Source organism: Ralstonia chuxiongensis, from assembly GCF_024158925.1.
Taxonomy (GTDB): domain Bacteria; phylum Pseudomonadota; class Gammaproteobacteria; order Burkholderiales; family Burkholderiaceae; genus Ralstonia; species Ralstonia chuxiongensis.
Genome location: NZ_JAMYWC010000003.1, coordinates 784,649 through 810,837, shown reverse-complemented (window position 1 = coordinate 810,837; position 26,189 = coordinate 784,649). Strand labels below are relative to the sequence as shown.

Genomic DNA, 26,189 nt, shown 5'->3' with positions numbered 1-26,189 from the left:
AACATGCGTCCACCCGCCCCCGCAGGTGCGACGCTCCCGCAGTCTTGATCAGTCGTCGTAATTGGCGGGCAATTCCGGGAACAGCACTTCGGTAAAGCCGAAGCGGGTGAAATCCTTCACGCGCATCGGATACAGCACGCCCTGCAGGTGATCGCATTCGTGCTGCACGACACGGGCGTGGAAGCCCTCGGCTATGCGGTCAATGGCGTGACCGTGCTGGTCGAAGCCGGTGTAGCGCAGGCGCGTGTGGCGCGGCACAACGCCACGCAGGCCCGGCACCGAAAGGCAGCCCTCCCAACCGTCTTCCATCTCGTCCGACAGCGGCTCGATGGTGGGGTTGATCAACACCGTCTTGGGCACGGCGGGCGCATCCGGATACCGGTCGTTGCGATCGAACCCGAAGATGACGACTTGCAGATCCACGCCGATCTGCGGCGCCGCCAAGCCGGCACCGCGCGCCGCATCCATCGTGTCGAACATGTCTTCGATCAGGGCCGTCAGTTCGGGCGTGTGGAAACGCTCGACCGGCTTGGCGACGCGCAGCAGACGGCTGTCGCCCATCTTGAGGATGTTTCGGATCATGCCTGGTCTCCCGCCGGTTTTTTTAACAGCGCGAGCATACCCGCTTCGTCCAGAACCTTCACGTTCAATTCTTCGGCCTTGGCGAGCTTGCTGCCGGCGTCTTCTCCGGCGACAACGTAGTCGGTTTTCTTTGACACCGAACCGGATACCTTGGCGCCTGCCGCTTCCAGCATGGCCTTGGCTTCGTCGCGCGTGAGGTTGGGCAATGTGCCGGTCAACACGACCGTCTTGCCGGCCAGCACGCCTTCTTCGGCGGCTTCAGCCGGCATGGCGGCAAGCAGCTCGTCGCGCAGCGCGTCGAGCTTCGCCAATTGCGTGCGATGGTCGTGCGAAGCCAGCCATTCGAGCAGCGATGTGGACACATCCGCCGGCAGACCAGCCAAGTGATCGGGCTCTACGCTGGCCAACCGGGCAAGCGTCGGCGCTGCCACCGCCAATTGTTTGGCACGCGTGGCTGTCAGCTTGGGCACGCCAAGCGTCGCGTACAGCTCGGCGGGCTCCAGCTTCTCGCGCAGCTTCGCGTTTGGCGCGTGCTCGCCTTGCGGTGCAACACCGGCGTCCAGCAGCGCATCAAGCGCTTGCTGATTCTTCGGCTCGGCAAAGAAGTCGGCGATGGCTTCAGCTACCGTGGCACCCACGTCGGGCAGCGCCAGCAGCAACGGTGCCGGCGCCCGCCGGATGATGGCCAGACTGCCGAGCCAGTCCGCGAGCGTCTTGGCGGTCGACTCGCCCACGTGGCGGATACCCAGCGCAAACAGGAAGCGCGCCAGCGGCGGCGTCTTGCTGGCCTGAATGCCCTCCAGCAGATTCTCAGCCCACTTGGTGGCGATCTTGCCGGCGGCGACGGTTTCCGGTGTCGCGCCATCGCGCTCATCGGCGCGGCGCTTCATCTCCAGGAAATCTTCGAGCTTGAGTTTGTACAGGTCTGCGATGCCGTGCACGTAGTCCAGCTCGACCAGGTTGTCGATGTAACGCTCGCCCAGGCCTTCGATATCCATCATGCGGCGGCCGGCAAAGTGGCGGATCGCCTCTTTACGCTGTGCCGAGCAGAACAGCCCGCCTGAGCAGCGGGCCACCGCCTCGCCCTCTTCGCGCACAACGTGCGAGCCGCACACCGGGCACGTCTTCGGCAGTTCGAACGGAGGGTGCTTCGGCTGCTGCTGCGGATTGAACAAGTCGCTGCCCGGCACGTCATCCATCGGGCGGCGATCGAGCACCACACCCACCACCTCGGGGATCACGTCACCCGCGCGGCGCACGATCACGGTGTCGCCAACGCGCACATCCTTGCGGCGGACTTCGTCTTCGTTGTGCAGCGTCGCATTGGTGACCGTCACGCCGCCAACAAACACCGGCACCAGCCGCGCCACCGGCGTAATGGCGCCCGTGCGGCCGACCTGCACGCCAATGGACTCGACGGTGGTCAGCGCTTCCTGCGCCGGATATTTGTGCGCGACCGCCCAGCGCGGCTCACGCGTGCGAAACCCTAGTTCGCGCTGCAACGCGAGCGAATTGACCTTGTAGACCACGCCGTCGATGTCGAACGGCAAGCTGTCGCGCTTGGCGCCGATGGCTTCATGAAACTCGACGAGCCCGTCTCCGCCCTTCACCGCAGCGCGTTCCGCGCTGACCGGAAAACCAAATGCCTGCAATGCGTCAAGCATGCCGGAATGCGTGTCAGGCATGCCCTTCCAGCCGACGACCTCGCCCAGGCCATAGGCGAAGAACGACAGCGGGCGCTCTGCAGCCATCTTCGGATCGAGCTGGCGGACGGCACCGGCTGCTGTGTTGCGCGGATTGACGAAGGTCTTGTCGCCGCGCTCGCGCTGGCGGGCATTGAGCTTTTCGAAATCGTCGCGACGCATGTAGACCTCGCCGCGCACTTCCAGCACGTCGGGCACATGGCCGCCAACAGGCGACAGCCCCAGTGGAATCTGGCGGATCGTGCGGATGTTCTGCGTGACGTCTTCGCCTGTGGTGCCGTCGCCGCGTGTGGCCGCCTGCACGAGATAACCGCCCTCGTAGCGCAGGTTGATCGCCAGGCCATCGAACTTCAGCTCGGCGGCATATTCGACAGGCGGATCGGTGTCATCAAGGCCCAGTTCGCGGCGTACGCTGGCGTCGAACGCGCGCGCGCCGTTGGCGGTGGTGTCGGTCTCTGTGCGGATCGACAGCATGGGAATGACATGCCTGACCGCCGCAAATTCGGGCAGGACCGCCCCGCCGACCCGCCGCGTGGGCGAGTCCGGCGTCTTCACCTCGGGATGTTCGGCTTCCAGTGCTTCCAGCTCGCGATAGAGCCGGTCATATTCAGCGTCGGGCACGCTGGGCTGGTCGAGCACGTAATACTCATGGGCGTAGCGGTTCAGCTCGGCGCGCAGCCAAGCTGCCCGCGCCTCGGGTGTGGCACCGGACGCGGGTTCTGCAGTCTTGCTCATCGTGCGTCCGTCAGTGGCTGAACAAGCGCACCGCGGTGCTGGAACCGGCCGGGATGCCGCGCGATTCGAGCTTGTCGTACAGCACGCGCAGATGCTTCTGGATGGCGACGAACGATTGTTCCGTCAGCGGACGTAGGTTGTCATCCACCACCTGCGCACCCATGCGCTGCGACAGCGTGTAGGCGTATTCGCACACCAGCTTGAACGGCTTGCTTGCCTCTTCCGCCACAGGCACATCGAGCAACAGCGTGATCTGGCGGCCGGCCTTGACGGTCAGGTCATCACGCAGGAAATTCGTGTCGCCAAACTGCAGCGTGAACAGCGCGCGCTGCACACCGTCAGCGCCCGCGTGGAAGCGTGTGAAACGCGTGCCGTCGCGCGAGAGCACAAGGCCGTCTTGCGTGGCCACCGTCTGCACGTATGCCGCCGACCAGGGCGCCCCATCGGAGATCACGCTCACGCCCAGTTGCACATCACACTCGGCGGCAAAGGCGTCGAGTTCGCGCGCATTGGAAATCGTCTCGCTCATGTCCGGAAGCTCGGGCACCGCATCAGCCGCTTCCGACAGCGGATCAATCGCGTTGATGAATTCCGAGAACTCCAACGCATTCAGCGGGCCCGTGCGGTTGGCCAGTTGCACGGCCACTTGCACGTCAAGGTAGCGCTGACCGGCGCGGATGGCTTCCCACGCATTGGCGGCGGGGTTCAAACCTTCCACGTGGATCTGCTTGGTGCCCGCGCGGCGCAGCTTGGCCAGCGCCGGCAGCAGCCGGTCGCCCGACACTTCGCGTTCCGGATGCAGCGGCACGATGCAATCGATCAGCGGATCGATCACGCCATTGGCCGGCTCCAGCGAACCCGGGGCAGGTTCGGCAACCTCTTCCGTCTCGGCGACTTCGAGCGCGGCATCGTCGCCCGAGGGCGTGAGTTCAGCGCCGATCACGCCCGCTTCGGTTTCGGCGCTGCCCGTGGCGGGAGTGTGTGTCTTCGCCGAGAAACCGGGCTCAAGACGCGGTTCAACGCGGTTGGTGTCATCGCGCTCGCCACCCAGGGCGGGTTCGGCGCGCTCAGTCCAACCGTCGCCGCGCGGGATCTCGTCGACAGGCGGGTTGTACGCCTCTGGGCGGCGCGCCTTGCGGATCTGCCACTGGTTGTACACAACGATCACCAGCACAAACACCACGCCGGCGCCCAGCAGGGCCATCACTAGGTTGTTGTCCTGCATTTATGCTGCCTCCGCCATGGTCAGCGCGGCATCCATATCCACCGCCACGATCCGGGACACACCTTGTTCCTGCATGGTCACACCGATGAGCTGTTGCGCCATTTCCATCGCAATCTTGTTGTGAGAAATAAAAACGAATTGGGTCTTGTCGGACATGCGCTTGACCATGTTGGCGTAGCGCTCGGTGTTGGCGTCGTCCAGCGGCGCGTCCACCTCGTCCAGCAAGCAGAACGGAGCCGGGTTCAACTGGAACATCGCAAACACCAGCGCAATTGCGGTCAGCGCTTTCTCGCCGCCCGACAGCAGGTGAATCGTCGAGTTCTTCTTGCCCGGCGGCTGTGCCATCACCTGCACGCCCGCGTCGAGAATCTCTTCGCCGGTCATCATCAGCTTGGCCTGGCCGCCGCCGAACAGCGTCGGGAACAGCTCGCCAAAGTGATAGTTGACCTGGTCGAACGTGCCTTGCAGCAACGCACGCGTTTCCTGGTCGATCTTGCGGATGGCGTCTTCGAGCGTGGTGATGGCGTCGGTCAAATCGGCCGATTGGGCATCGAGGAAGCCCTTGCGCTCGCGCGCCGCAGCCAGCTCGTCGAGCGCGGCCATGTTGACCGGGCCGAGCGCGTTGATGGCGTTGTTGATGCGCGTAACCTCACCTTGCAAGTACGAAGGTTTGAGGTCACCCGTCAGACGTTCGGCCAGCGCCGCTTCATCGACATTGGCAGCGGTGAGCTGCTCGGTGAACTGCTCTTGGTTCAGGCGCGCAGCCTGTTCCTTCAGTTGCAGTTCGGTAATGCGATCGCGCAGCGGTTGCTGGGCACGCTCGGCAGTCAGGCGTTGCTCGTCATGCGTGCGCAGTTGCGCGGTCAGCGCATCCAGTTCCATGCGTGCCAGCCCGAGCTTCTCTTCCTTCTCGGCGCGGCGCTCCAGCGCTTCCTGCAGGCCGGTGTGGGCGGTCTGCTCGTTGATGGTCTCCAGCTCGGCGCGCGCGTTTTCCAGTGTCAGCACGATCTGCTGCGCCTGATCGCTCGCCACCTGGATGTTGCGTTTCAGTTCGGCAATGCGGTTCTGCAGATTGCGCTCGGCAAAATGAGCTTCCTGTGCGCCGCGCTCCTGGTCACGCAACGCGTTGCGCGCATCGCTCAGACGAACTTCGAGCGCCTCGAACGCCTGCTGGCTGTCTTCAAAGCGCGCCTGCATGTCGGCGAGTGCCGCATCGTGCTGCTCGAACGTCGCTTCGGATTCTGCGCGGATGGCACGCTGCTCTTCGATCTGCGCGCGAATCTCGTCCAACTCGCTGTCGATCTGGCCACTGCGCGCGTTGTAGCGCTCCATCGCCTGCGACAGCTTGAGCACATCCATCTGCAGCACATGCACGCGACGTGTGGCCTGCTCGGCGCGGGCCCGCACCTGCGTGAGGTTTTGGCTGGCCTGGCTGTACGCCGCTTCGGCACGCACAGCAGCGCCCTTGGCTTCGTCGGCCAGCAGCATCTGCGCACGCACCTGCTTGTGCAGGTTCTCGATTTCCTGGGCGCGGGCCAGCATGCCGGCCTGTTCGGAATCGGGCGCGTACAGCTGCACCGATGACCGGCCAATCAGGTGCCCAGCCTTGATGACAAACATGCCGCCTTCCGGCAGGGTCTGGCGCGCAGCAAGCGCAGCCTGCATGTCGTCGGCGATATAGACGTCGGCCAGCCAGTCCTGCAGCACGGCGCGAATGCCCGGCTCCGTCACTTGCACCAGCGACATCAGCGGACGCAACCCGGCCGGCGCCTCCACCGGAAGCGCTGCCGGCGGCGCATAGAAGGCCAGCTTGGCAGGCGGCGCGTCAGCTGCAAACGCCTTGATCCAGTCCAGGTTGGAGACTTCGAGCGCGCCCAGCTTCTCGCGCAGCACGGCTTCAAGTGCCGGCTCCCAGCCCTGCTCGATCTGCAGCTTCTTCCAGAAGCGCGGCAGCTCGCTCAGTTCATGCTTGGCCAGCCACGGCTGAACCTTGCCGTCGGTCTGCACGTTCTCTTGCAACTGCTTGAGCGCGGCAAGGCGGGCTTCCAGGCTGGCGATGGCGGCGGCTTCCGATTGCACGCGGTCCTGCGCGGCGCGGCGTGCCTCGTCGAGCAGTGGCACCTGTGTCTCGGCGTCTTCCAGCGCGGCTTGCGCTTCAGCCAGTACCTCTTCCTGCTCAGCCAGTTCGGCACGCAGCGTTTCGAGCTGCACGTCGTCCGGCTTGTCCAGGCCGGATGACTCCTGCGTCAGACGTTCCCGGCGCTGCTCAAGCTGCAGCAGGGCCTGGTCGGCATTGCGCTGGTGCGCGGCTTCGAGCTTGAGCGCCTGCTCCGATTGCAGGATCGCAGCACGCTGATCGTTCAGCGTGGTCTGCGCATCGCGCCATTGCGCTTCCATGCCAGGAAGTTCGTCGGCTTTGCGCGCAACGTCGTCGGCGGCCTGCGCGGCACGCTCCTCGGCCATGGCGAGCTCTTCCTCAGCGGCGGCAAGATCTTCCTGCGCCTGCTCGCCCTGCGTATGCCACTGCTCTTGCTGCGCGGTCAGCGTGGCGATCTGCTGCTGGATGCGGTTGCGCGATTCCACCACGTAGCGGATCTCGGCTTCCAGGCGGCTGACCTCGGAGTTGGCTTCGTACAGCGCGCCCTGTGCGGCGTGCATCGCGTCCGACGACGCGTAATGCGCAACGCGCATCGTTTCGAGTTCGGCCTCGATGTGGCGCAACTGCGCGGTCTGCGCTTCAAGGTCGATCTGCGCCTGTTCGATGGCGCGCTGATGGCGTTCCTGCTCGGCTTGCGCTTCACGCTTGCGCAGCAGCCACAGCAGTTGTTGCTTTTCTTCGCCATCGGCCTGCAGTGCCTGGAAGCGCTGCGCGACTTCGGCCTGGCCCTCGAGCTTTTCGAGATTGGTGCCGAGTTCGCGCAGGATGTCTTCCACGCGCGTGAGGTTTTCGCGCGTATCGGAGAGGCGGTTTTCGGTTTCGCGGCGGCGTTCCTTGTACTTCGACACCCCCGCAGCTTCTTCCAGGAAGATGCGCATGTCATCGGGCTTGGCCTCGATGATGCGCGAGATCATCCCCTGCCCGATGATGGCGTAGGCGCGCGGCCCAAGGCCCGTGCCGAGGAAGATGTCCTGGATGTCGCGGCGGCGCACCGCCTGGTTGTTGATGAAGTACGAGGAAGTGCCATCGCGGCTCAGCACGCGCTTGACCGCCACCTCGGCGTATTGGCTCCACTGGCCGGCGGCGCGGCCTTCCGCGTTGTCGAAGACGAGTTCGACGCTGGCCCGGCCAGCTGGCTTGCGCTGGGTCGAGCCGTTGAAGATGACGTCCTGCATCGATTCGCCACGGAGTTCCGCGGCGCGTGATTCGCCGAGCACCCAGCGCACGGCGTCGATGATGTTGGATTTACCGCAACCGTTCGGGCCGACGATGCCGACAAGCTGGCCCGGAACATGAAAATTGGTCGGATCGACGAAAGACTTGAAGCCTGCGAGCTTGATCGAAGAGAGGCGCACGTTGTGTTCGTCTCGAAGGGATCAGAAAAGGGGGATAAAGCGGGCGCCCAAGGAACGCGCCTTTATCGTCACATCTGCACCGTAAAGCGCGAAGTGGCAAGGCACGCCCCAAGGGCGCGGATGGCGCCATCATACCATTCGCGCCCCTGCCTCCCGCCAATCAAATCGCTACAAAAATGGACGAAATTTGCAGCGCAGAAGGGCAAATTGCTGCGGATTTGTAAGCAGTTTCACCTTCGTGACAAATCACGTCAGTCCGGACGGCGCGTGCGCGAGCGTTCCGGTGTGGCGAGCCAGTCAAGCAGCGCATTGTGCACCGCATCAGGATCCTGGAGCTGTGGCGCATGGCCCGCATCGGGGAATTCCACCAGCATGGCGCGAGGAATGGCTTTTGCCGCCGCCCGCCCAAGTTCCGGGTAATGGCCGAGCTGCACACGTGCTTCCGGCGAGGCGGCGTCCTTGCCGATGGCGGTGGTGTCTTTCTGGCCGATGAGCAGCAACGTCCAGGGACGCAACAGGCCGAATTCATAGACGACGGGCTGTGTGTAGATCATGTCGTACAGCAGCGCCGAATTCCACGCCACCAGATCGCGCCCCGGGCCGCGGTACATCCCGGCCAACATCTGTACCCACGGTTCGTACTGCGCGCGCCATTGCCCGGCGTAGTACGTTGACTGCTCATAGGCGCGGATGCGCTCGGCGGTGGTCTGCTTCTCACGCGCGAACCATTGGTCGACGCTCAGGGACGGCACGCCCTTGGCCTTCCAGTCTTCCAGGCCGATCGGGTTGATCATCACGAGCCGGGACACCGCGCTCGGATACATCAGCGCGTAGCGCGTCGCCAGCATGCCGCCCGTCGAATGGCCAATCATGATGGCCTGTTCGATCCCGAGCGACGCCAGCAACGCATGCGTATTACTGGCCAGTTGCTGAAAGGTGTACTGATACGCGCGCGGCTTGCTCGATTTGCAGAAACCGATCTGATCCGGTGCGATCACGCGGTAGCCGGCGCCTGTGAGCGCGGCAATCGTGCTCTCCCAGGTGGCGGCACAGAAATTCTTGCCATGCAGCAGCACCGCCACCTGACCGTTTGGCTGCTTGGGCGCGACGTCCAGATACGCCATCTCCAGCGCATTGCCCTGCGACTCGAACTTGAAGAGCTTGACCGGAGCCGGGTAATCGAAGCCTTCCAGCCGGGGGCCATAGGCGGGGCCGGTCTCTGCCGGAGCGGCGTGCGCGGCGGTTGCGGCCATCGACAGCGCAACCGCCAGCGCCAGCGCCGTGGAAATCGAGCGAAGCAACATCAGCAACTCCTCGGTTGATTTGCGAAACACCGGCAGCCTACTTTCGCCGCGACAGCCCCGACAGCGCGCCCGCCAGGATGATGCAGCCGCCGCCCACCATCTCCTGGGGGGACAGGCGCTCCGCCGTCAGCAGCGCCGACGACACGGCCGCGACCACAATTTCGAACAGCATGAGCAGCGCCGCGCGATTGGCCGGCAACCGTTGCAGGCCGCGCTGCACCATCGCATTGCCGCCCACCAGCACGCATGCCATGCCCACCAGCAGCAGCCACGTATCGCCCTGCGAAAACGCCGCCGGCACCGCGTGCACGCCATCGAGCAGCAGCGCAGCCGGAAAACCCACCAGCGCGCACCCCGTGAAGACGACCACGGTGCGCATTTCCGGGCGCATGGTTGGATGACGCTGCCCCGCCAAGCGGGACAGCACGTTGTTGCACGCAAAAGCGAGCCCTGCAACCAGCCCCGCCCATTCCGCCGCTGAACCCGGCCACGGCGTGCCGGCCTCGCCCGACCACAACATCATCATCGCGCCCGACAGTGCCAGCGCGAGCAGCACACCGCCGCGCCACCCCAGCCGCTCGTGCAGCCACAGGCGCGCCAGCAGGGCCGTCCACACGGGTGTCAGATAGAACAGGAGCAGCACCCGCATGACCGTGCCGTGCACCGTGCCCCAGACGAAACCCGCGTTGGTGATACCCGCCGCGATCCCGAGCGCCGGAATCAGCCACGACCACTGGAACGTCGAAAAGTGACGACGCAGCACCACAGCGGCCAGCACGGCCGCAGCCGCGCCCGTCATCGACGAAGCCAGCATGCTGCCAAGCCCCCAGCCGGCCAGCAGGCGATACGGATACCAGGAAATGCCCCAGACCGACGCGCCTACAAGGATGAAGAGTGCCGCCGCCCATTGCGGCTCGTGGTGGCTGGCGCTATCCGCTGAGGGCGCCGAAGAAGCAATCGTTGTCATGTGACCAATAAAAAAACGGCGGGAATCCGCCGCTTCCTGCAATGTCCGAGGTGACTGAGCACGCGGCCAGCACACGTTGGCCGTATAATTTCGGGCTTCCCGGCAAGCGCCAAGCTTGCCCGCTGACCAGCCCAACACCGCCGCCCAACACCGTGAATCCGCGCCTGTCCGCCCTGCAGCCGTATCCGTTCGAGAAACTGAAAGCGCTCGTCAAGGACGTGACGCCCAGCGCCGTCCATACGCCGATCAGCTTCGGCATCGGCGAGCCCAAGCATCCGACGCCGGCCCTGGTGAAAGACGCGCTGACGGCGGCGCTCGGTGGGCTGGCGAATTATCCCACGACGCTCGGCTCCGATGCACTGCGACAGTGCATCGCCGCATGGCTGGAGCGCCGCTACGGCTTGCCCAAGGTCGATCCGGCCACCGAAGTCATCCCGGTCAACGGCTCGCGCGAGGCGCTGTTTTCGTTCGCGCAGACCGTGATTGACGGCAGCAAGCCCGGCGCGCGCGTCCTTTGCCCGAACCCGTTCTACCAAATCTATGAAGGCTCGGCGCTGTTGGCCGGCGCCACGCCGCTGTTCGCGAACAGCGACCCGGCGCGCAACTACGCGCCCGATTTCGCGGCGATCACGCCAGAAGAATGGCGTAACGTGCAACTCGTCTTCGTCTGCAGCCCGGGCAACCCGACCGGCGCCGTGCTCACGCTGGAAGACTGGAAACAGCTCTTCGCGCTGTCCGACGAATATGGCTTCGTCATCGCCTCGGACGAGTGTTATTCCGAAATCTATTTCGACGAGGCCAACCCGCCGCTGGGCGCGCTGCAGGCTGCGCATCAGCTGGGCCGCAGCTTTGACCGCCTGGTGATGTTCTCCAGCCTGTCCAAGCGCTCCAACGTGCCGGGCATGCGCTCTGGTTTCGTGGCAGGCGATGCCAAGCTGCTCAAGGCCTATCTGCTGTATCGCACGTATCACGGCAGCGCGATGAGCCCGTCGGTGCAATCCGCTAGCATCGCTGCGTGGAACGACGAGACCCACGTGCGTGACAACCGCGCGCAGTACGTCAAGAAGTTTCGGCAGGTCACGCCGATGCTGGCCGAGGTGCTGGATGTGGCCCTGCCCGATGCGGCCTTTTACCTGTGGGCCAACGTCAAGCGCACGGGCCTGTCAGACACCGAATTCGCACGTCAGCTGCTGGCGGCCAAGAACGTCGCTGTGCTGCCGGGCAGCTACCTCGCCCGCGAGGCGCACGGCACGAATCCGGGCCAGGACTACGTGCGCATCGCGCTGGTAGCCGGCGTGGACGAATGCCTGGAAGGCGCCCGCCGGATCGTCGAGTTCTGTCAGCAGCGCTGACCCCTTACCCTTTTTCGAATTTCTCCTAGAGCGAACACAGCCATGACGCAACAACTGCAATCCCTGATCGATCAAGCGTGGGAAGACCGCGCCAACCTGTCGCCCAAGGCCGCTCCGGCCGATGTCCGTGAAGCCGTCGCCAACGTGATCGGCCAGCTCGATCGTGGCGCGCTGCGCGTGGCCGAGAAGAAGGACGGCGAGTGGATCGTCAATCAGTGGATCAAGAAGGCCGTGCTGCTGTCGTTCCGCCTTGAAGACAACGCCCCGATGGCTGCCGGTGGCTTCACGCAGTTCTACGACAAGGTGCCGAGCAAGTTCGCCAACTACACGGCAGAAGACTTTGCCGCTGGCGGCTTCCGCGTGGTGCCGCCGGCTGTGGCGCGCCGTGGCTCGTTCATCGCCAAGAACGCCGTGCTGATGCCGTCGTACGTGAACATCGGCGCTTACGTTGACGAAGGCACGATGGTCGACACGTGGGCCACCGTCGGTTCGTGCGCACAGATCGGCAAGAACGTTCACCTGTCGGGCGGCGTGGGCATCGGCGGCGTGCTGGAGCCGCTGCAGGCCAACCCGGTCATCATCGAAGACAACTGCTTCATCGGCGCGCGCTCGGAAGTGGTCGAAGGCGTGATCGTTGAAGAAAACTCGGTGATCTCGATGGGCGTGTACCTGGGCCAGTCGACCAAGATCTACGACCGCGAAACCGGTGAAGTCAGCTACGGCCGCATCCCGGCGGGCTCGGTGGTCGTGGCGGGCAACCTGCCGTCGAAGGATGGCACGCACAGCCTGTACTGCGCCGTGATCGTCAAGAAGGTCGACGCGAAGACGCGCGCCAAGGTTGGCCTGAACGAGCTGCTGCGCGGCGATTAAGCGCCGGCGCAAGGCATGCCTGCTAGTCTTGCGGGCATGCCAACCACCTGAAGCGCAGCAATGTCCGAGCGCAATACCAGAGGCACCCGCTTCGGCAAGCTGCGCCAACGCATCATGGGTCTTGATCCAAACACCATCGGTACTGTCTTGTCGCTGCTGCCCACTATCCTGGAGCAGGCAAACAAGACCATCGACAAGTTCAAGAACCGCAAGAAAACCGGCACCGAACCTGCCCGTGCAGAAGGCGCCGCGCCCGACCCGAATACACGGATTGCCGAGCTGGAAGCGGCGATCCTGCAGCAGGCCGAATCCGTCAAGCTGCTGGCCGAACAGCACGCCATCACCATCGATGCCCTGCGCGATGAAGCCGCGCGCCTGGAGCGCCGCCTCAAGCGCATGACTTGGCTGGCGTCGGTCGGTTTTGCACTGGCCGTTGCAGCCCTCGCCTTTGCCCTGCAAGCCTCTCGACACTGATTGCGAACCCCACCATGACGACCCTGCATGGCATCCCCAATTGCGACACCGTGAAGAAAGCCCGCACGTGGCTCGAATCGAACGGCGTTGCCTACACCTTTCACGATTTCAAGAAGCAAGGCGTGAGCGCCGACATGCTGTCCGGCTGGCTCAAACATGTGCCGCTCACCACGCTACTCAACCGCAAGGGCACCACGTGGCGCGCCCTGTCGGATGCCGACAAGACTCGTGCCGAAGACGAGGCTGGCGCCATCGCGCTGATGCAGGCCAACCCATCGCTGATCAAGCGTCCGGTGCTGGTGCACGGCAAGACCGTCAACGTCGGCTTTTCGGCCGACCAGTACGCCGCCCTGTTCTAACCACAACAACATCACCGTGACCGTCGTCATGTCGAACATGCTGCCCACGCTTGCCCTCACCGAAGACCTGATCCGCCGCCGCTCTGTCACGCCCGAAGACAAGGGCTGCCAGGACGTGCTGATCGAACGCCTGACCGCCGCCGGTTTCGAATGCGAAACCGTGGTCAGCGGCCCCGACCACTTTCGCGTGACCAACCTGTGGGCCGTCAAGCGCGGCCGTGCGGGCACCGACGGCAAGCTGCTCGTCTTCGCCGGCCACACCGATGTGGTGCCGACCGGCCCCGTCGAGCAATGGCACTCCGACCCATTCGAGCCCACGCACCGCGACGGCAAGCTCTACGCCCGCGGCGCGGCAGACATGAAGACGTCGATTGCCGGCTTCGTGGTGGCATCGGAAGAGTTCGTTGCCAAGCATCCCGACCACGCCGGCTCGATCGGCTTCCTGATCACCAGCGACGAAGAAGGCCCGGCGCACGACGGCACCGTCAAGGTGTGCGACCTGCTGCGTGCACGTGGCGAGCGCCTCGATTACTGCGTGGTCGGTGAACCGACGTCGGTGTCGACACTCGGCGATATGGTGAAGAACGGGCGACGCGGGTCGCTGTCGGGCAAGCTCACGGTCAATGGCGTGCAAGGCCACATCGCCTATCCGCATCTGGCCAAGAACCCGATCCACCTGGCCGCGCCTGCGCTGGCGGAACTGGCCGCTGCCAAGTGGGACGACGGCAATGCATACTTCCCGCCGACCACATGGCAGATGTCGAACATCCACGGCGGCACGGGCGCGACGAACATCATTCCCGGCCACGTCACGATCGACTTCAACTTCCGCTTCTCGACCGCGAGCACACCGGACGGCCTGAAGGCGCGCGTGCACGGCATTCTCGATGCGCACGGCCTCGACTACACGCTCGACTGGACGCTGGGCGGCGAGCCCTTCCTGACCGAGCGCGGCGACCTGTCCGAAGCCCTTGCCTCCGCCATCCAGGCCGAGTGCGGCGTGACGACCGAACTGTCGACCACGGGCGGCACGTCGGACGGTCGCTTCATAGCCAAGATCTGCCCGCAGGTGATCGAGTTCGGGCCGCCGAATGCGAGCATCCACAAGATCGACGAACACGTGGAGGTGGCTTTCATCGAGCCGCTGAAAAACGTGTATCGCCGCGTCTTGGAAACCTTGATCGCCTGAGGTCGCCCAGATGGCGCGCAACGTAGAGATCAAGGCGCGTGTGCGCGATGTGGCAACCCTCATTGAGCGCGCGGCAGCCATTGCCGATTCGGGCCCCGAACGCATCGAGCAGGACGACACGTTCTTCGCCTGTGCGAATGGGCGCCTGAAGCTGCGGCAGTTCTCGCCCGAGCGCGGCGAGTTGATCCACTACTTCCGCGCCAACAGCACCGGCCCGCGTGTGTCGAACTACCACATCGTTCCGACCAGCGCGCCCGACGCCCTGCGCGACACGCTGGCCGCCGCCATCGGCACCGCCGGGCGCGTCATCAAGGTGCGCCAGCTTTATCTCGCCGGTCAGACGCGCATTCATGTCGATGCGGTGAAAGACCTCGGCGATTTCGTCGAGCTTGAAGTCGTGCTGCGCGATACGCAATCGGAAGACGACGGTGTGAAGATCGCCCATCAACTGATGCATTCCCTCGGCATTGCCGAATCCGACCTGCTCGACGTAGCCTACGTCGACCTGCTCGCTGCCACCCAACGCTGAGCCACATTTCACGCCACCCATGACCACGCCTACCCTGCCCGCCTCCCACCCGTTCACGACGGTTCGCGACCTGCTGCGCTACGCCGTGTCGCGCTTCACCGCCGCCGGCCTTGTTTTCGGCCATGGCAGCGAAAATGCCTACGACGAAGCCGCATACCTGATCCTGCACACGCTGCATCTGCCGATCGACACGCTGGAGCCGTTCATGGACGCGCGCCTGCTGCCCGAAGAAGTCGCTGCCGTGCTCAAGGTGATCGAGCGCCGCGCCGTCGACCGCGTGCCCGCCGCGTACATCACGCACGAGGCGTTCATGCACGGCATGCGCTTCTATGTGGACGAGCGCGTGATCGTGCCGCGCAGCTTCATTGGCGAATTGCTCGAAGACGGGCTGGAGCCGTGGATTGACCAGGAGGACGGCCCCACCGATGTGCTGGAGCTGTGCACCGGCTCGGGCTGCCTGTCGATTCTCGCTGCGCTGCAATGGCCCAATGCGACCATCGATGCGGTGGACCTGTCGCCGGACGCACTGGTGGTGGCCAATCGCAACGTCGCGGATTACCACCTGGAGGAGCGCATCCGCCTGCACGAAGGCGATCTGTATGCGCCGCTGCCGCCGGGCGTGCATTACGACGTGATCCTGACGAACCCGCCGTACGTGAACGAGACGTCGATGCAGGCACTACCGCCGGAATACCGCGCCGAGCCGCGCATGGCCCTGGCAGGCGGCACCGACGGCATGGACATCGTGCGTCGCATTCTGGCCGACGCACCACGCCATCTGAAGCCGCACGGCGTGCTCGTGGTGGAAATCGGCAACGAGCGTGAAAACGTTGAAGCGGCGTTCCCCGATCTTGATCTGGTTTGGCTGCCGACCAGCGCAGGCGAAGACCAGGTGTTCCTGGTCACGCGCGAGGCGCTTTAAGCGCATGGGGTTCCGAACTGCACGCGCCGGGTTCGGAACCCAACAGGTTGGCGTTCGGAACCTCATGATCGGGGTTCCGGACCCGGCGTTTCGAGTTCCAGACGCCAACATTGAGGTTCCGAACTCGATGTCTGGCGATCGGAACGCCGAGTCTCCGAGTTCCAAGCCCCACACATCGGGTCCAGAACTCGGTGATTGCCGTTCAGAACCTCATACGCCGAGTTTTGAACCCGCCATTTGAAGTTCGGAACCCGGCGCGCTGAGTGCAACACTCGGACCGGTCGGCGACTGTCGCAACGGCGTCACGACTTCACCTCGTCACACGCGTCTTTCACGACGCAGATACCAAAACGTTTGTCGAATACCTGGCCGCTCGGGCAATGGTCGAAGACCGCCTGCGACTGTGCGTCGCAGGTGGCGTAGGCGGTTGTGCAGTTGGTGCGCACGGGTTGCTTCGGGCCGCGGTTGGTGCCGTCGTCGACCATGAAGCGGCTCGATGGCGCGGGGCATTTGAACTCTGCGGCGGCCTTGGCCAGGGCGGCGGCGGCCTTTTCGGCCTTCGACGTCTGCGGCGTAGGCGGATTAGCCGGTGACGGGCGGCGGTCGCAGGCCGTTAGTGCTAGCGCACACAGCAGCATGCTCAGTGTGAGTGCGCGGGTCATGGGGGGCTCCTTCGGGGTTGGATATCCTGAAGTTTACGCTGGGGTCGGCGTTTTTGGTCCGCCCCTGTTTCGTCCCCTGCCGGGGCCGACCTACTTTCTTTGTCTTGCCAAAGAAAGGTAGGCAAAGAAAGGCGCGCCCGAGATGGCGAAAGATTCCTTGAATTTCCGTAACCGGGCGGAGAAGGACCGAAACTCGCTGCGCTCAGACAGCGGTCCTTCTTTTTTCCGCCCGCTTACAGAAATTCAAGGCGCCATCTAGGGCAGGAACGTCAACGGCCAAACCGTCGGGGTGCGTGCGCTGGCGCTGTGATGTGCTGAGTGACGCTTAACGCAGCATCGCTGACATGGCGGAGAGGCTGTTGAGCATACGCACGGCATGCTCTACGGAGTCGGCGGCGAAGCGCAGCATCGTGCCGTCTACGCGTTCCAAAGCGGGCCACTGGCAGAACAGGTCAGCCAGTGCCGGCGTTTGCGTTTGCAGGCGGCACACGATCGGGGCCTGGATGCGCAGCGGCATGCTGAAGTGCCCGCGCTGTACCGTTGCCTTCACCGCCGCGTAGATGGCGTCGCACGACTGCTCTGGCGAGAGCGATGTCCCTGCATTCTGGCCCTCGGCCTGCTTGGTCTCGACAAACGTGGTATGCGGGAGCAGCGGCTTCGTTTCTCTGATGAACACATCGTCGCCACTGGCAACTGCGACCGGCACGCCACGCTCTCCGGCCAGGGCGCCGTAGAGGCCGGCCTCACCCAGCTCCTGCTCGTTGAACCAGACGCGCGCAAACGCGAAGCTGTTGATGGTGTGCGCCAGCACGCCGCGGCTGCCGGCACGGGCGTGGTAGCCGATCATGCAGACGGCGTCGCAGCCGTCCACGCCGGCCATCATGCTCAGGTAACGCGGCTTGCCGAGCACGAAGCGTGCACGACGGTCGATGGAATCTGGGATGAGGTTGCGGAAACCGCCGTGCGAATCGTTGACGAGCACGTCGGTCGCACCACCGTCGAAGGCCCCGCGGACGGCGGCGTCCGCTTCTGCGGTCATCCAGCGGCGGGCGCGTTCGTATTCGCCATTGCCGGCGCGCGTCTGCTCGGGGTGGAACACGTTGGCTACGCCTTCGATGTCGGCGGAAATCAGGATTCGCATGAGGTCAGGTCAGAGCAATTCGGTCAGTGCGCGGCGTGTGTTGCCGTCGCGGCCGGTGACGGCTGTAGCTTGGAACAGCGCGTGCACGATGGCCTGTTCGACGCTGTCGGCGGCGGCCTGGAACAGCGGGTCGAGATGCGATTCGTGCGTCATGGCGACGGCCGGCATGGCGCGGCTGCCTTCGTGCGGCACGGTGTAAGCGGTGGAGAATGCCAGCGCGATATCGCCGCTGCCATGGCCAAAAACAGAGCCAGTGCGTGCCAGACCGGCGCCTGCGCGCAAGGCGAGACGGCGCAACTGGCGCGCATCCAGCGGCGCGTCGGTGGCAAGCAGCATGATGATCGAGCCCTTCTCCGGCTCCGGGGTACTGGCGGCCAGCGCTTTCGCCAGATCTGCACCGACATTGCGCCCGCCAAGCGTCAGGTTTTCCGCCACACCAAAGTTGGACAGCACCAGCGCGCCGACCGTGCGTTGCGCGCCGTCAGCGAGCGTCACCACGCGTGACGCAGAACCGATACCGCCCTTCACGCCAAACGACGACATCCCCCGCCCTGCCCCAACCGCACCTTGCTCGAACGCCTCGGCCGCCGCAGCGTAGGCCGCGTCGTAGTGCACGTCCTGCACGGCAAATGCTTGCAGGTCATTCAGGTAGCCGTCATTGCATTCGAACACGAGCGGATTGACGGTCGACCATGCACGACCGATCTGCGGGTTGGCTGCAACAGCCTGGCGGATCTGCGCCTGCGCCACGGCGCCCACGGCAAACGTGTTGGTCAGCGCAATCGGCGTTTCCAGCGCGCCCAGCTCATCCACCTGCACTAGGCCGATGCTCTTGCCGAAGCCGTTGAGCACCGCGCTGGCCGCGGGCACCTTGTCGCAGAACGGGTCGCCCGCATGCGGGCGTACCACCGTCACGCCGGTCTGGATGTCACCGCCGGCAATGGTGGCATGGCCGACGGCCACCCCGGCCACGTCGGTGATGCTGTTGCGTGCGCCGGCTGGCAAGGCGCCGATGTGAGGAAGGCTCAGAGACATATGAACAACTCAGCGACGGTCGATCTTCGGGTCCAGCGCGTCGCGCAGGCCGTCGCCCAACAGGTTGAATGCCAGCACGGTCAGGAAGATCGCCAGGCTCGGGAAGATGGCCACGTGCGGCGCCGTCACCATGTCGGCGCGCGCCTCGTTGAGCATGGCGCCCCACTCCGGCGTGGGCGGCTGTGCGCCCAGGCCCAGGAACGAGAGGCTGGCCGCGGTGATGATCGAGGTGCCGATCCGCATCGAGAAATACACGACGATGGACGAAATCGTGCCCGGCAGGATGTGCCGCATGATGATCGTCCAGTCGGACGCGCCGATGCTGCGCGCGGCTTCCACATACGTCAGGTGTTTGAGCATGAGCGTGTTGCCGCGCACCAGCCGCGCAAATGCCGGAATGCTGAACACCGCCACGGCAAAGATCACGTTGATCATGCCGTTGCCCAGGATGGCCACGATACCGATGGCCAGCAGAATGCCCGGGAAGGCGAACAACACGTCGGAGATGCGCATGACGATGCGGTCCCACCAGCCTTCGTAGTAGCCGGCCAGCAGGCCGAGCATGGTGCCTATGATGGCGCCGATGATGACCGACACGAAGCCCGCTTCCAGCGAGATGCGCGTGCCCATCAGGATGCGGCTGAAGATGTCGCGGCCCAGCGAGTCGACGCCGAACCAATGCTGTGCCGACGGGCCCGCGTTGAGCGCGTCGTAATCGAAATAGTTTTCCGGGTCGAACGGCACGATGTGCGGCGCGAGGATGGCGATCACCACCAGCGCGATCACAAACACACCGGCGCCCATCGCCAGATGCTGCTTGCGGAACTTGCGCCAGAACTCTGTCCACGGGGTGCGGACAGGTTCGGTGGTGGCTTGCGGCGCGACCGCCGGGCTTGCGGCTTGTGTCATGGCGGTCTCCTTACTTCTTGTAGCGGATGGTCGGGTTGATCACGGTGTACAGCATGTCCACCACCAGGTTGATCAGGATGAACTCCAGCGAGAACAGCAGCACCTCAGCCTGGATGATCGGGTAATCGCGCATCTCGACCGCATCCACCAGCAGGCGACCGAGGCCCGGCCAGTTGAACACCTTTTCCACAACGATCGAGCCGCCGAGCAGGAAGCCGAACTGCAGGCCCATCATCGTCACTACCGGGATCATCGCGTTGCGCAGGCAATGCTTGATGACCACCACCGTCTCGCGCACGCCCTTGGCACGGGCGGTGCGCACGAAATCTTCCTGCAGCACTTCCACAAACGATGCACGCGTGAAGCGCGCCATCACAGCGGCCACCGCAGCGCCCAGCGTGAGCGACGGCAGGATGTAATGCTGCCAGGTGTCCGCACCGATGGCCGGCAACCAGCCAAGCTGCACCGAGAAGACTTCCATGAGCAGCATGCCCAGCGCGAATGCAGGAAACGAGATGCCGGACACGGCGAGCGTCATGCCCAGACGGTCCGGCCACTTGTTGCGCCATACGGCAGACGTGATGCCGATCACCATGCCGAAGATAACCGCCCACACCATGCTGGCAATCGTCAGGTTGAGCGTGGGCCAGAAGCGCTCGCCAATCTCTTCGCTCACCGGGCGCTTGGTGCGGATCGAGTTGCCAAACTCGCCGCGCAGCGCGTTGGCGAAGAAGCGCACGAACTGCTCGTGCATCGGCTTATCGAGCCCGAGATCGGCGCGGACCAGCTCGACGGTGGCCGGGTCCGCTTCGGGGCCGGCAGCCAGTCGCGCCGGATCGCCCGGCAACAGGTGCACGAACAGGAACACCAGCACTGCCACGATCAGCAGTGTCGGGATCACGCCCAGCACACGTTTAATGAAATAGTTCAGCATGGCAAATCCACCGCAGGCGGCAATTCAATGGCCCGCGCAACGGGTGCGCGGGCCGATACGGCAATGAGACTTATTGCTTGATGTCGATGTCGTCGAAGCTGAACGAACCGTCCGGTGCCACGTAGGCACCCGACAGACGCTTCGAGCGCGCGTAGACGATCTTTTCCGTCACCAGGAAGGCCCACGGTGCGTCTTCCCAGATGCGCTTCTGTGCATCGGTGTAGAGCTTCGACTTCTCAGCGCGATCGGTCGTGCGCAGCGCGCCGGCGATGTCGGCATCCACCTGCTCGTTCTTGTAGTACGCGGTGTTGAACGACTTGGGCGGCATGGCTTCCGATGCCAGCAGCGGACGCAGCGCCCAATCCGACTCACCCGTCGATGACGACCAGCCTGCGTAGTACATGCGCACGCCGGCGTCTTCCGGCTTGGGCACGCTTTCCACACGCTCGACACGCTGGCCGGCTTCCAGCGCCAGCACCGACGTCTTGATGCCAACCTGGGCCAGTTGCTGCTGCACGAACTGGATGATCTTCTGCGCCGTCGTGTGGTTATAGGCCGACCACAGTTGCGTCTCGAAGCCGTTCGGGTAGCCGGCTTCCTTCAGCAACTCTTTCGCCTTGGCCGGGTTGTACGGCCACGGGCCCAGCTTGACGGAGTAATCCACGCCCGGCGGCACCACACCTTCGGCCGGCACGGCGTAACCGGCAAACGCCACCTTGGTCAACGCATCCTTGTTGATGGCGTAGTTGATGGCCTGACGCACCTTGGGATTGTCGAACGGCTTCACCTTGGTGTTGAAGCTGACATAGCGCTGGATGATCGACGGCGCGGCAATCAGATCAACCTTCGGGCTGCTCTTGAGCACCGCAGCCTGCTCGAACGGAATCGTGAACGCGAAGTCGGCCTCGCCCGTCTGCATGATGGTGGCGCGCGTGTTGTTGTCGACCACCGGCTTCCAGGTAATGGTGTCGATCTTCGGCAGGCCGTGCTTCCAGTAGCCGTCGAACTTCTTGCCCTTCAGGTAATCGGTCTGCTTCCACTCGACAAACTCGAACGGGCCCGTGCCAACCGGATGGAAAGCGATGTCCTTGCCGTATTTCTTGAGCGCCGTTGGCGAGATCATGGCCGCTGACGGGTGGGCCAGCACGTTGATGAACGGCGAGAACGGCTCTTTGAGCGTCACGCGTGCGGTGTATTGGTCAACGACTTCGGTTTTGGCCACGCGGTTGAACAGCACGAAACGCTTGAGCTTGTTGGCCGGGTCCGTCACGCGGTCCAGGTTTGCCTTGACGGCGTTGGCGTCAAACGTGGTGCCGTCGTGGAACTTCACACCCTTGTGCAGCTTGAACGTATAGACCAAGCCATCCTTGCTGACTTCGTAGCTGTCGCACAGCACGTTGACCAGCTTCATGTCCTTGTCGAAGCCGAACAGGCCTTGATAGAACGACTTGGCGGCGCTGAACGACAGCGTGTCGTTGGCGTCGTACGGGTCCATCGTGGTGAAGGTCGAGTAGACCGCCATCACGGCGTCCTTGGCGGCAAAGGCCGGCATGGTGAATGCCGCCAGCGCCAGGCCGCTGGCAACCATGGCTGCGCGCGGGGCAAAAGAGAATCGATTGAACATGTCCTTCCTCCTCAAAGAAGTTTTTGACTTCACTGCGTTCTTCATTGCTTTCAATACGCGCCGCCAATCGAATGGCGGGCAACAAAGTGGTCTGGCGCCACTTGCACCAACGGCTGCACCACCGGCATGTCGCCAATGGCACGGATCGGGCTGGGAATTTCGTGCGTGGAGAGTTCTCGCTTCAGATGGCGGCGTGCCGGGTCCGCAATCGGCACCGCCGACATCAGCTTCTTCGTGTAGGGATGCTGCGGGTTTTCGAAGATGGCGCGGCGCGGGCCGATCTCGACGATCTGGCCGAGGTACATCACCGCCACGCGATGGCTGATGCGTTCCACCACCGCCATGTCGTGCGAGATGAACAGGAACGCGACGCCAAATTCCTTCTGCAGGTCGAGCATCAGGTTGACGATCTGCGCCTGGATCGACACATCCAGCGCCGAGACCGACTCATCGGCAATCACCACCTTCGGATTCAACGCCAGCGCGCGCGCAATGCAGATGCGCTGGCGCTGGCCGCCCGAGAACTCGTGCGGGTAGCGCGACGCATGCGCGGCCTGCAGGCCCACCTTGTCGAGCAGCCACTCCACGCGTTGCTGCGCCTCTTTGCCGGAGGCCACCTTGTGCACCAGCAGCGGCTCCATGATCGAGTAGCCGACCGGCACGCGCGGGTCCAGCGAGGCGAATGGGTCCTGGAAGATGAACTGGATGTTTCGGCGCAGCGTCTGGAGCGCAGGCCCCTTCAACTCGCCGATGTTCTGGCCGGCAAATTCGATGCTGCCGCTCTGGCTATCCACCAGACGCAAGAGCGACCGTCCCGTCGTCGACTTGCCGCAGCCCGATTCGCCGACCAGCGCCAGCGTCTCACCAGGGTAGAGATCAAAACTGACCTGCTCCACCGCATGCACCCGGCGCGTGACGCGGCCGAAGATGCCCGTGGGCACATCAAAGCGCGTGACGAGATCCCGCACACGCAAAATGGGTTGCACTTCGTGCGACGCAGCCGGTTGCGGTGTCGTATCCACCGCAGCGGACGTGCCGTCCACCCGCAACAGCGGAAAACGCGCGGGGCCATCGGTGCCTTGCATCGAGCCCAAACGCGGCACAGCTGACAGCAGCGCACGCGTATACGGATGCGCAGGCTGCGCAAACACGGTGGCCGATGGGCCCTCTTCCACGCGGTCGCCCTTGTACATGACAAGCACGCGGTCGGCCACTTCCGCCACCACACCCATGTCGTGCGTGATGAACACGACCGCCATGTGCAGTTCCTGCTGCAGCGCGCGGATCAGTTGCAGAATTTCCGCCTGGATGGTCACGTCCAGCGCGGTGGTCGGCTCGTCGGCAATCAGCAGCGACGGTTTGCATGACAGCGCCATCGCAATCATCACGCGCTGGCGCATGCCGCCCGACAGCTGATGCGGATAGCGCCCCAGCACATTGCGCGCTTCAGGAATGCGCACCAGTTCCAGCATGCGCAGCGCCTCGGCCTTGGCCTGGCTATGCGTCTTGCCCTGGTGCAGACGAATCGATTCGGCAATCTGCTCGCCCACGGTGAACACCGGGTTGAGCGAGGTCATCGGCTCCTGGAAGATCATCGCGATATCGGCGCCGCGCACGCCGCGCATGGCGGCTGGGCTGGCGTTGGCCAAGTCCAGCACCTCGCCGTTGCGGCGGCGCAAGTGCATCTGCCCGCCGACGATCTTGCCGCCACCGTGCTCCACCAGCCGCATCAGCGCCAGCGACGTCACCGACTTGCCCGAGCCCGATTCGCCCACCACGGCCAGCGTCTCGCCCCGGTCGACGTGGAACGACAGGTTGCGCACCGCGTCGACCACGCGCTCGGACGTGGCAAAGCGCACGCTCAGGTCTTGCACTTGCACGATGCGCTGATCGAGCATCGCAATGACGCTGTTGGCACTCGGCTGTTTAGTTGCTGTCACGAAAACTCTCCTGCTGTCCTGCTTGGCGGCTTCAGCCTCTCACCGATAGATCGACACAACGGGCGCTTGCGCGCCGCGTGCGAACCCGCGGTACATCCCTTCTGTGTTGAACGGCAACGCGACGTTGCCTTGCGCGTCCACGGCAATCAGGCCGCCGCGTCCGTTGATGGCCATCAGCTTGCGCATGACAACGTCGTCGCTCGCGTCAGCCAGCGACTTGCCTGCGTATTCCATCTGCACGGCAACGTCGTAGGCTGCCACGGCGCGGATGAACATCTCGCCTGTGCCGGTGCACGACACCGCCGCAACGTTGTTCGCAAAGCAACCCGCGCCGACGATGGGCGTATCCCCCACGCGGCCGACCTTCTTGTTGGTAACGCCGCCCGTGGAGGTGGCGGCAGCCAAGCGCCCTTGCGCGTCGCATGCCACGGCACCCACGGTGCCGAACTTGCTGTCCGGGTCGATGGGTGCGGCTTCCTTGGCCACGAGCGACGCGGCATCGTGATCGAGCAGCGCCATGCCATCTTGCTGGCGGGCGCGCTGCCATTGGGCGTAGCGCGCTTCGGTGTAGTAGTAGTCGGGCTCGACAAACTCCAGGCCCTGCGCTCGCGCGAAAGCCTCGGCGCCCTCGGAGGTGAACAGCACGTGCTCGCTGCGCTCCATGACGGCGCGGGCTGCGAGAATCGGGTTGCGCAGGCGCTTGACGCAAGTGACTGCGCCGGCGGCCAGCGTGGAGCCATCCATGATCGACGCATCGAGTTCGTACGTGCCGGCGCTGGTCAGCACCGCGCCCTTGCCGGCGTTGAACAGCGGGCACTCTTCGAGCAGGCGCACGGCTTCGGTCACGGCATCCAGGGCGCTGCCGCCATCCACAAGGATTCGCTGCCCTGCGGTCAGGATGTCGTTGAGCGCCTGCTGGTAAGCGGCTTCCTTGTCGGCACTCATGGCCGTGCGGGTAATGGTGCCGGCGCCGCCGTGAATGGCGAGGATGGGCGTAGTCATGCGTGGCTCGATGTAAATCAGTTTTCAGCGGTGCGTTTGCGGCCGCGTCGGGTGGTCGTGGGGGTGTCGGCGGTGTTCGTCGCGTCGTTGGCGCGCGGCGCCTGACCGGTATGCAGCCACGGCAATACGAATTCAGTCAGGCGTTCGGCCGATTCCAGCGAATGCGCCGAGCGATGCGCCACTGCGCCGCACAGCGCTTCGAAAAGCGCCACGGCAGCGGTGTCAGACGTGGCCGAGAACTGCCGCTCTGGCCGCGCATACAACGCAATGTCGGCCAGCGGCGCGAGCGGCGATGTGGGGCTGTCCGTCAGGGCCAGCAGTTGGCAGCTTTGCTTGCTCGCCTGTTTGGCCAGCGTGATCGTGTCTGCCGCATAGCGCGGGAATGCGATGGCGATCAGCAGATCCTTCGGTCCGATCTTGCGCAGTTGGCGCGCCGCATCCGATGCGCCGCCTGGCTGCGAAACGGAGATCACCGTGTCGCAGTAAAGATCGAGCCCATGGCGCAGCAGCCCCGCCAGATAGCCGCTGGCGCCAAAGCCCATCACGTAGATGCGCTGTGCGCCCAGGATGGCGTCGACCGCGCGCTCGCACGCTGCGGGGTCGAGCATGCGGCGCGTGGCGTCAAGGTTGGCGATGTCTTCGTTGAGCGAGGCGGCAAAGATCTCGGCACTGGTGGCGGGGCGTGCCAGCTCGTGGCGCAGCTTTTCCACCGGTGCGAGCGTCGCTTCAAAGCCCCGCAACAGCCCGGCACGGAACTGCGGATAGCCGTCAAAGCCCAGCGCCAGCGCAAAGCGGTTGGCCGTGGCAATCGACATGTCCACCGCGGCAGCAAACTCGTCGATGCGCATGGTGGCCGCGCGGAACGGATTCGCCAGCACGTATTCCGCCATGCGCTGGTGCGCGGGCGTGAGCGTGGCAAGGGCCGCTCCGATGCGCTCGGAGACCGTCGCATCGGCGGCAAATGCGCCTTTCGACACATCCGTACGCTTGCTGGTGGATTTCGCCATGTTCCTGGGTCGTGAAAATTTTGTGTAAATGTATTTTCACGAATCGGCCATGTAAAGAAAAAAACTTTCACAGGGGCATATGGTTTTCCCTAGGTCGAAGGCCCACGCACGAATCGGGGGCGAGCGCGGCCTCGCCACGGTGCAATGCACCAGTCCAAACGCCGGCGTTGCGCCAGGATCGTGCGACGCAGCACGCTACAATCGCACCCTT

At 64.4% G+C, this 26,189-nt stretch carries 22 protein-coding genes; 7 read left to right on the top strand and 15 right to left on the bottom strand.

Features of this window, described 5'->3' with window-relative positions:
• Positions 1-48 precede the first annotated feature (48 nt).
• From def to NKG59_RS13070, 6 genes are all read right to left on the bottom strand, one after another.
• The gene (gene def / locus NKG59_RS13095; protein WP_045204116.1) at positions 49-582 is read right to left on the bottom strand and encodes a peptide deformylase; all 534 of its coding nucleotides are present in this window, start codon (positions 580-582) and stop codon (positions 49-51) included.
• Entirely contained in the window at positions 579-3,020 is a 2,442-nt protein-coding gene (ligA, locus tag NKG59_RS13090) for an NAD-dependent DNA ligase LigA (protein WP_253537367.1), read from the bottom strand. The genes def and ligA overlap by 4 nt, the downstream gene beginning before the upstream one ends.
• Before the next feature lie 10 nt (positions 3,021-3,030).
• Positions 3,031-4,245, bottom strand: coding sequence for a cell division protein ZipA C-terminal FtsZ-binding domain-containing protein (locus tag NKG59_RS13085; RefSeq protein WP_253537364.1), 1,215 nt, complete (start codon positions 4,243-4,245; stop codon positions 3,031-3,033).
• The gene (gene smc, locus NKG59_RS13080; protein ID WP_253537361.1) at positions 4,246-7,758 is read right to left on the bottom strand and encodes a chromosome segregation protein SMC; all 3,513 of its coding nucleotides are present in this window, start codon (positions 7,756-7,758) and stop codon (positions 4,246-4,248) included.
• 251 nt (positions 7,759-8,009) lie between these two features.
• On the bottom strand, positions 8,010-9,062 hold the full coding sequence (locus tag NKG59_RS13075; RefSeq protein ID WP_253537357.1) for an alpha/beta fold hydrolase: 1,053 nt from the start codon (positions 9,060-9,062) through the stop codon (positions 8,010-8,012).
• A 37-nt stretch (positions 9,063-9,099) separates the two neighbouring features.
• A complete protein-coding gene (locus tag NKG59_RS13070) occupies positions 9,100-10,029 on the bottom strand; it encodes a DMT family transporter (RefSeq protein WP_253537354.1) in 930 nt (309 codons plus the stop codon).
• 152 nt (positions 10,030-10,181) lie between these two features.
• Here NKG59_RS13070 and dapC point away from each other — a divergent pair, with 152 nt between their 5' ends.
• Genes dapC through prmB form a run of 7 tightly spaced genes read left to right on the top strand, consistent with a single transcriptional unit; the run spans position 10,182 to position 15,724 of the window.
• On the top strand, positions 10,182-11,381 hold the full coding sequence (dapC, locus tag NKG59_RS13065; RefSeq protein ID WP_253537501.1) for a succinyldiaminopimelate transaminase: 1,200 nt from the start codon (positions 10,182-10,184) through the stop codon (positions 11,379-11,381).
• 42 nt (positions 11,382-11,423) lie between these two features.
• On the top strand, positions 11,424-12,251 hold the full coding sequence (dapD, locus tag NKG59_RS13060) for a 2,3,4,5-tetrahydropyridine-2,6-dicarboxylate N-succinyltransferase (RefSeq protein WP_024975807.1): 828 nt from the start codon (positions 11,424-11,426) through the stop codon (positions 12,249-12,251).
• Positions 12,252-12,311: 60 nt separating this feature from the next.
• On the top strand, positions 12,312-12,725 hold the full coding sequence (locus NKG59_RS13055; RefSeq protein WP_253537351.1) for a hypothetical protein: 414 nt from the start codon (positions 12,312-12,314) through the stop codon (positions 12,723-12,725).
• Between the two features lie 14 nt (positions 12,726-12,739).
• Positions 12,740-13,084, top strand: coding sequence for an arsenate reductase (locus tag NKG59_RS13050; RefSeq protein WP_045204123.1), 345 nt, complete (start codon positions 12,740-12,742; stop codon positions 13,082-13,084).
• A 37-nt stretch (positions 13,085-13,121) separates the two neighbouring features.
• Positions 13,122-14,273 (top strand): succinyl-diaminopimelate desuccinylase, encoded by a 1,152-nt coding sequence (gene dapE, locus NKG59_RS13045; RefSeq protein ID WP_045204657.1) that lies wholly within the window; start codon positions 13,122-13,124, stop codon positions 14,271-14,273.
• A gap of 10 nt (positions 14,274-14,283) precedes the next feature.
• Positions 14,284-14,802: a class IV adenylate cyclase gene (locus NKG59_RS13040; protein WP_253537349.1), complete on the top strand. Its 519-nt coding sequence runs from the start codon at positions 14,284-14,286 to the stop codon at positions 14,800-14,802.
• A 19-nt stretch (positions 14,803-14,821) separates the two neighbouring features.
• Positions 14,822-15,724: a 50S ribosomal protein L3 N(5)-glutamine methyltransferase gene (gene prmB / locus NKG59_RS13035; RefSeq protein WP_045204125.1), complete on the top strand. Its 903-nt coding sequence runs from the start codon at positions 14,822-14,824 to the stop codon at positions 15,722-15,724.
• A 302-nt stretch (positions 15,725-16,026) separates the two neighbouring features.
• On the opposite strand, the gene NKG59_RS13030 is transcribed toward prmB, so the two are convergent.
• From NKG59_RS13030 to NKG59_RS12990, 9 genes are all read right to left on the bottom strand, one after another.
• Complete coding sequence (locus NKG59_RS13030; RefSeq protein ID WP_253537332.1) at positions 16,027-16,386, bottom strand: chitin-binding domain-containing protein; 360 nt, start codon at positions 16,384-16,386, stop codon at positions 16,027-16,029.
• Positions 16,387-16,711: 325 nt separating this feature from the next.
• Positions 16,712-17,527, bottom strand: coding sequence for a M55 family metallopeptidase (locus NKG59_RS13025; RefSeq protein WP_253537330.1), 816 nt, complete (start codon positions 17,525-17,527; stop codon positions 16,712-16,714).
• 9 nt (positions 17,528-17,536) lie between these two features.
• The gene (locus tag NKG59_RS13020; protein WP_253537327.1) at positions 17,537-18,562 is read right to left on the bottom strand and encodes a DmpA family aminopeptidase; all 1,026 of its coding nucleotides are present in this window, start codon (positions 18,560-18,562) and stop codon (positions 17,537-17,539) included.
• Positions 18,563-18,571: 9 nt separating this feature from the next.
• Positions 18,572-19,471: a glutathione ABC transporter permease GsiD gene (gene gsiD / locus NKG59_RS13015; RefSeq protein ID WP_253537324.1), complete on the bottom strand. Its 900-nt coding sequence runs from the start codon at positions 19,469-19,471 to the stop codon at positions 18,572-18,574.
• Positions 19,472-19,481: 10 nt separating this feature from the next.
• Positions 19,482-20,405, bottom strand: a complete 924-nt coding sequence (gsiC, locus tag NKG59_RS13010) for a glutathione ABC transporter permease GsiC (protein WP_045204130.1) — start codon at positions 20,403-20,405, stop codon at positions 19,482-19,484.
• Positions 20,406-20,475: 70 nt separating this feature from the next.
• Positions 20,476-22,029 (bottom strand): glutathione ABC transporter substrate-binding protein GsiB, encoded by a 1,554-nt coding sequence (gene gsiB, locus NKG59_RS13005; RefSeq protein ID WP_253537321.1) that lies wholly within the window; start codon positions 22,027-22,029, stop codon positions 20,476-20,478.
• A 50-nt stretch (positions 22,030-22,079) separates the two neighbouring features.
• Positions 22,080-23,927 carry a dipeptide ABC transporter ATP-binding protein gene (locus tag NKG59_RS13000; protein ID WP_301288155.1) on the bottom strand — a complete coding sequence of 616 codons (1,848 nt, stop codon included), beginning with the start codon at positions 23,925-23,927 and terminating at the stop codon, positions 22,080-22,082.
• An 81-nt stretch (positions 23,928-24,008) separates the two neighbouring features.
• Positions 24,009-24,971, bottom strand: a complete 963-nt coding sequence (locus NKG59_RS12995) for an isoaspartyl peptidase/L-asparaginase family protein (protein WP_253537316.1) — start codon at positions 24,969-24,971, stop codon at positions 24,009-24,011.
• A gap of 17 nt (positions 24,972-24,988) precedes the next feature.
• The gene (locus NKG59_RS12990) at positions 24,989-25,978 is read right to left on the bottom strand and encodes a MurR/RpiR family transcriptional regulator (protein WP_253537315.1); all 990 of its coding nucleotides are present in this window, start codon (positions 25,976-25,978) and stop codon (positions 24,989-24,991) included.
• Positions 25,979-26,189 lie beyond the last annotated feature (211 nt).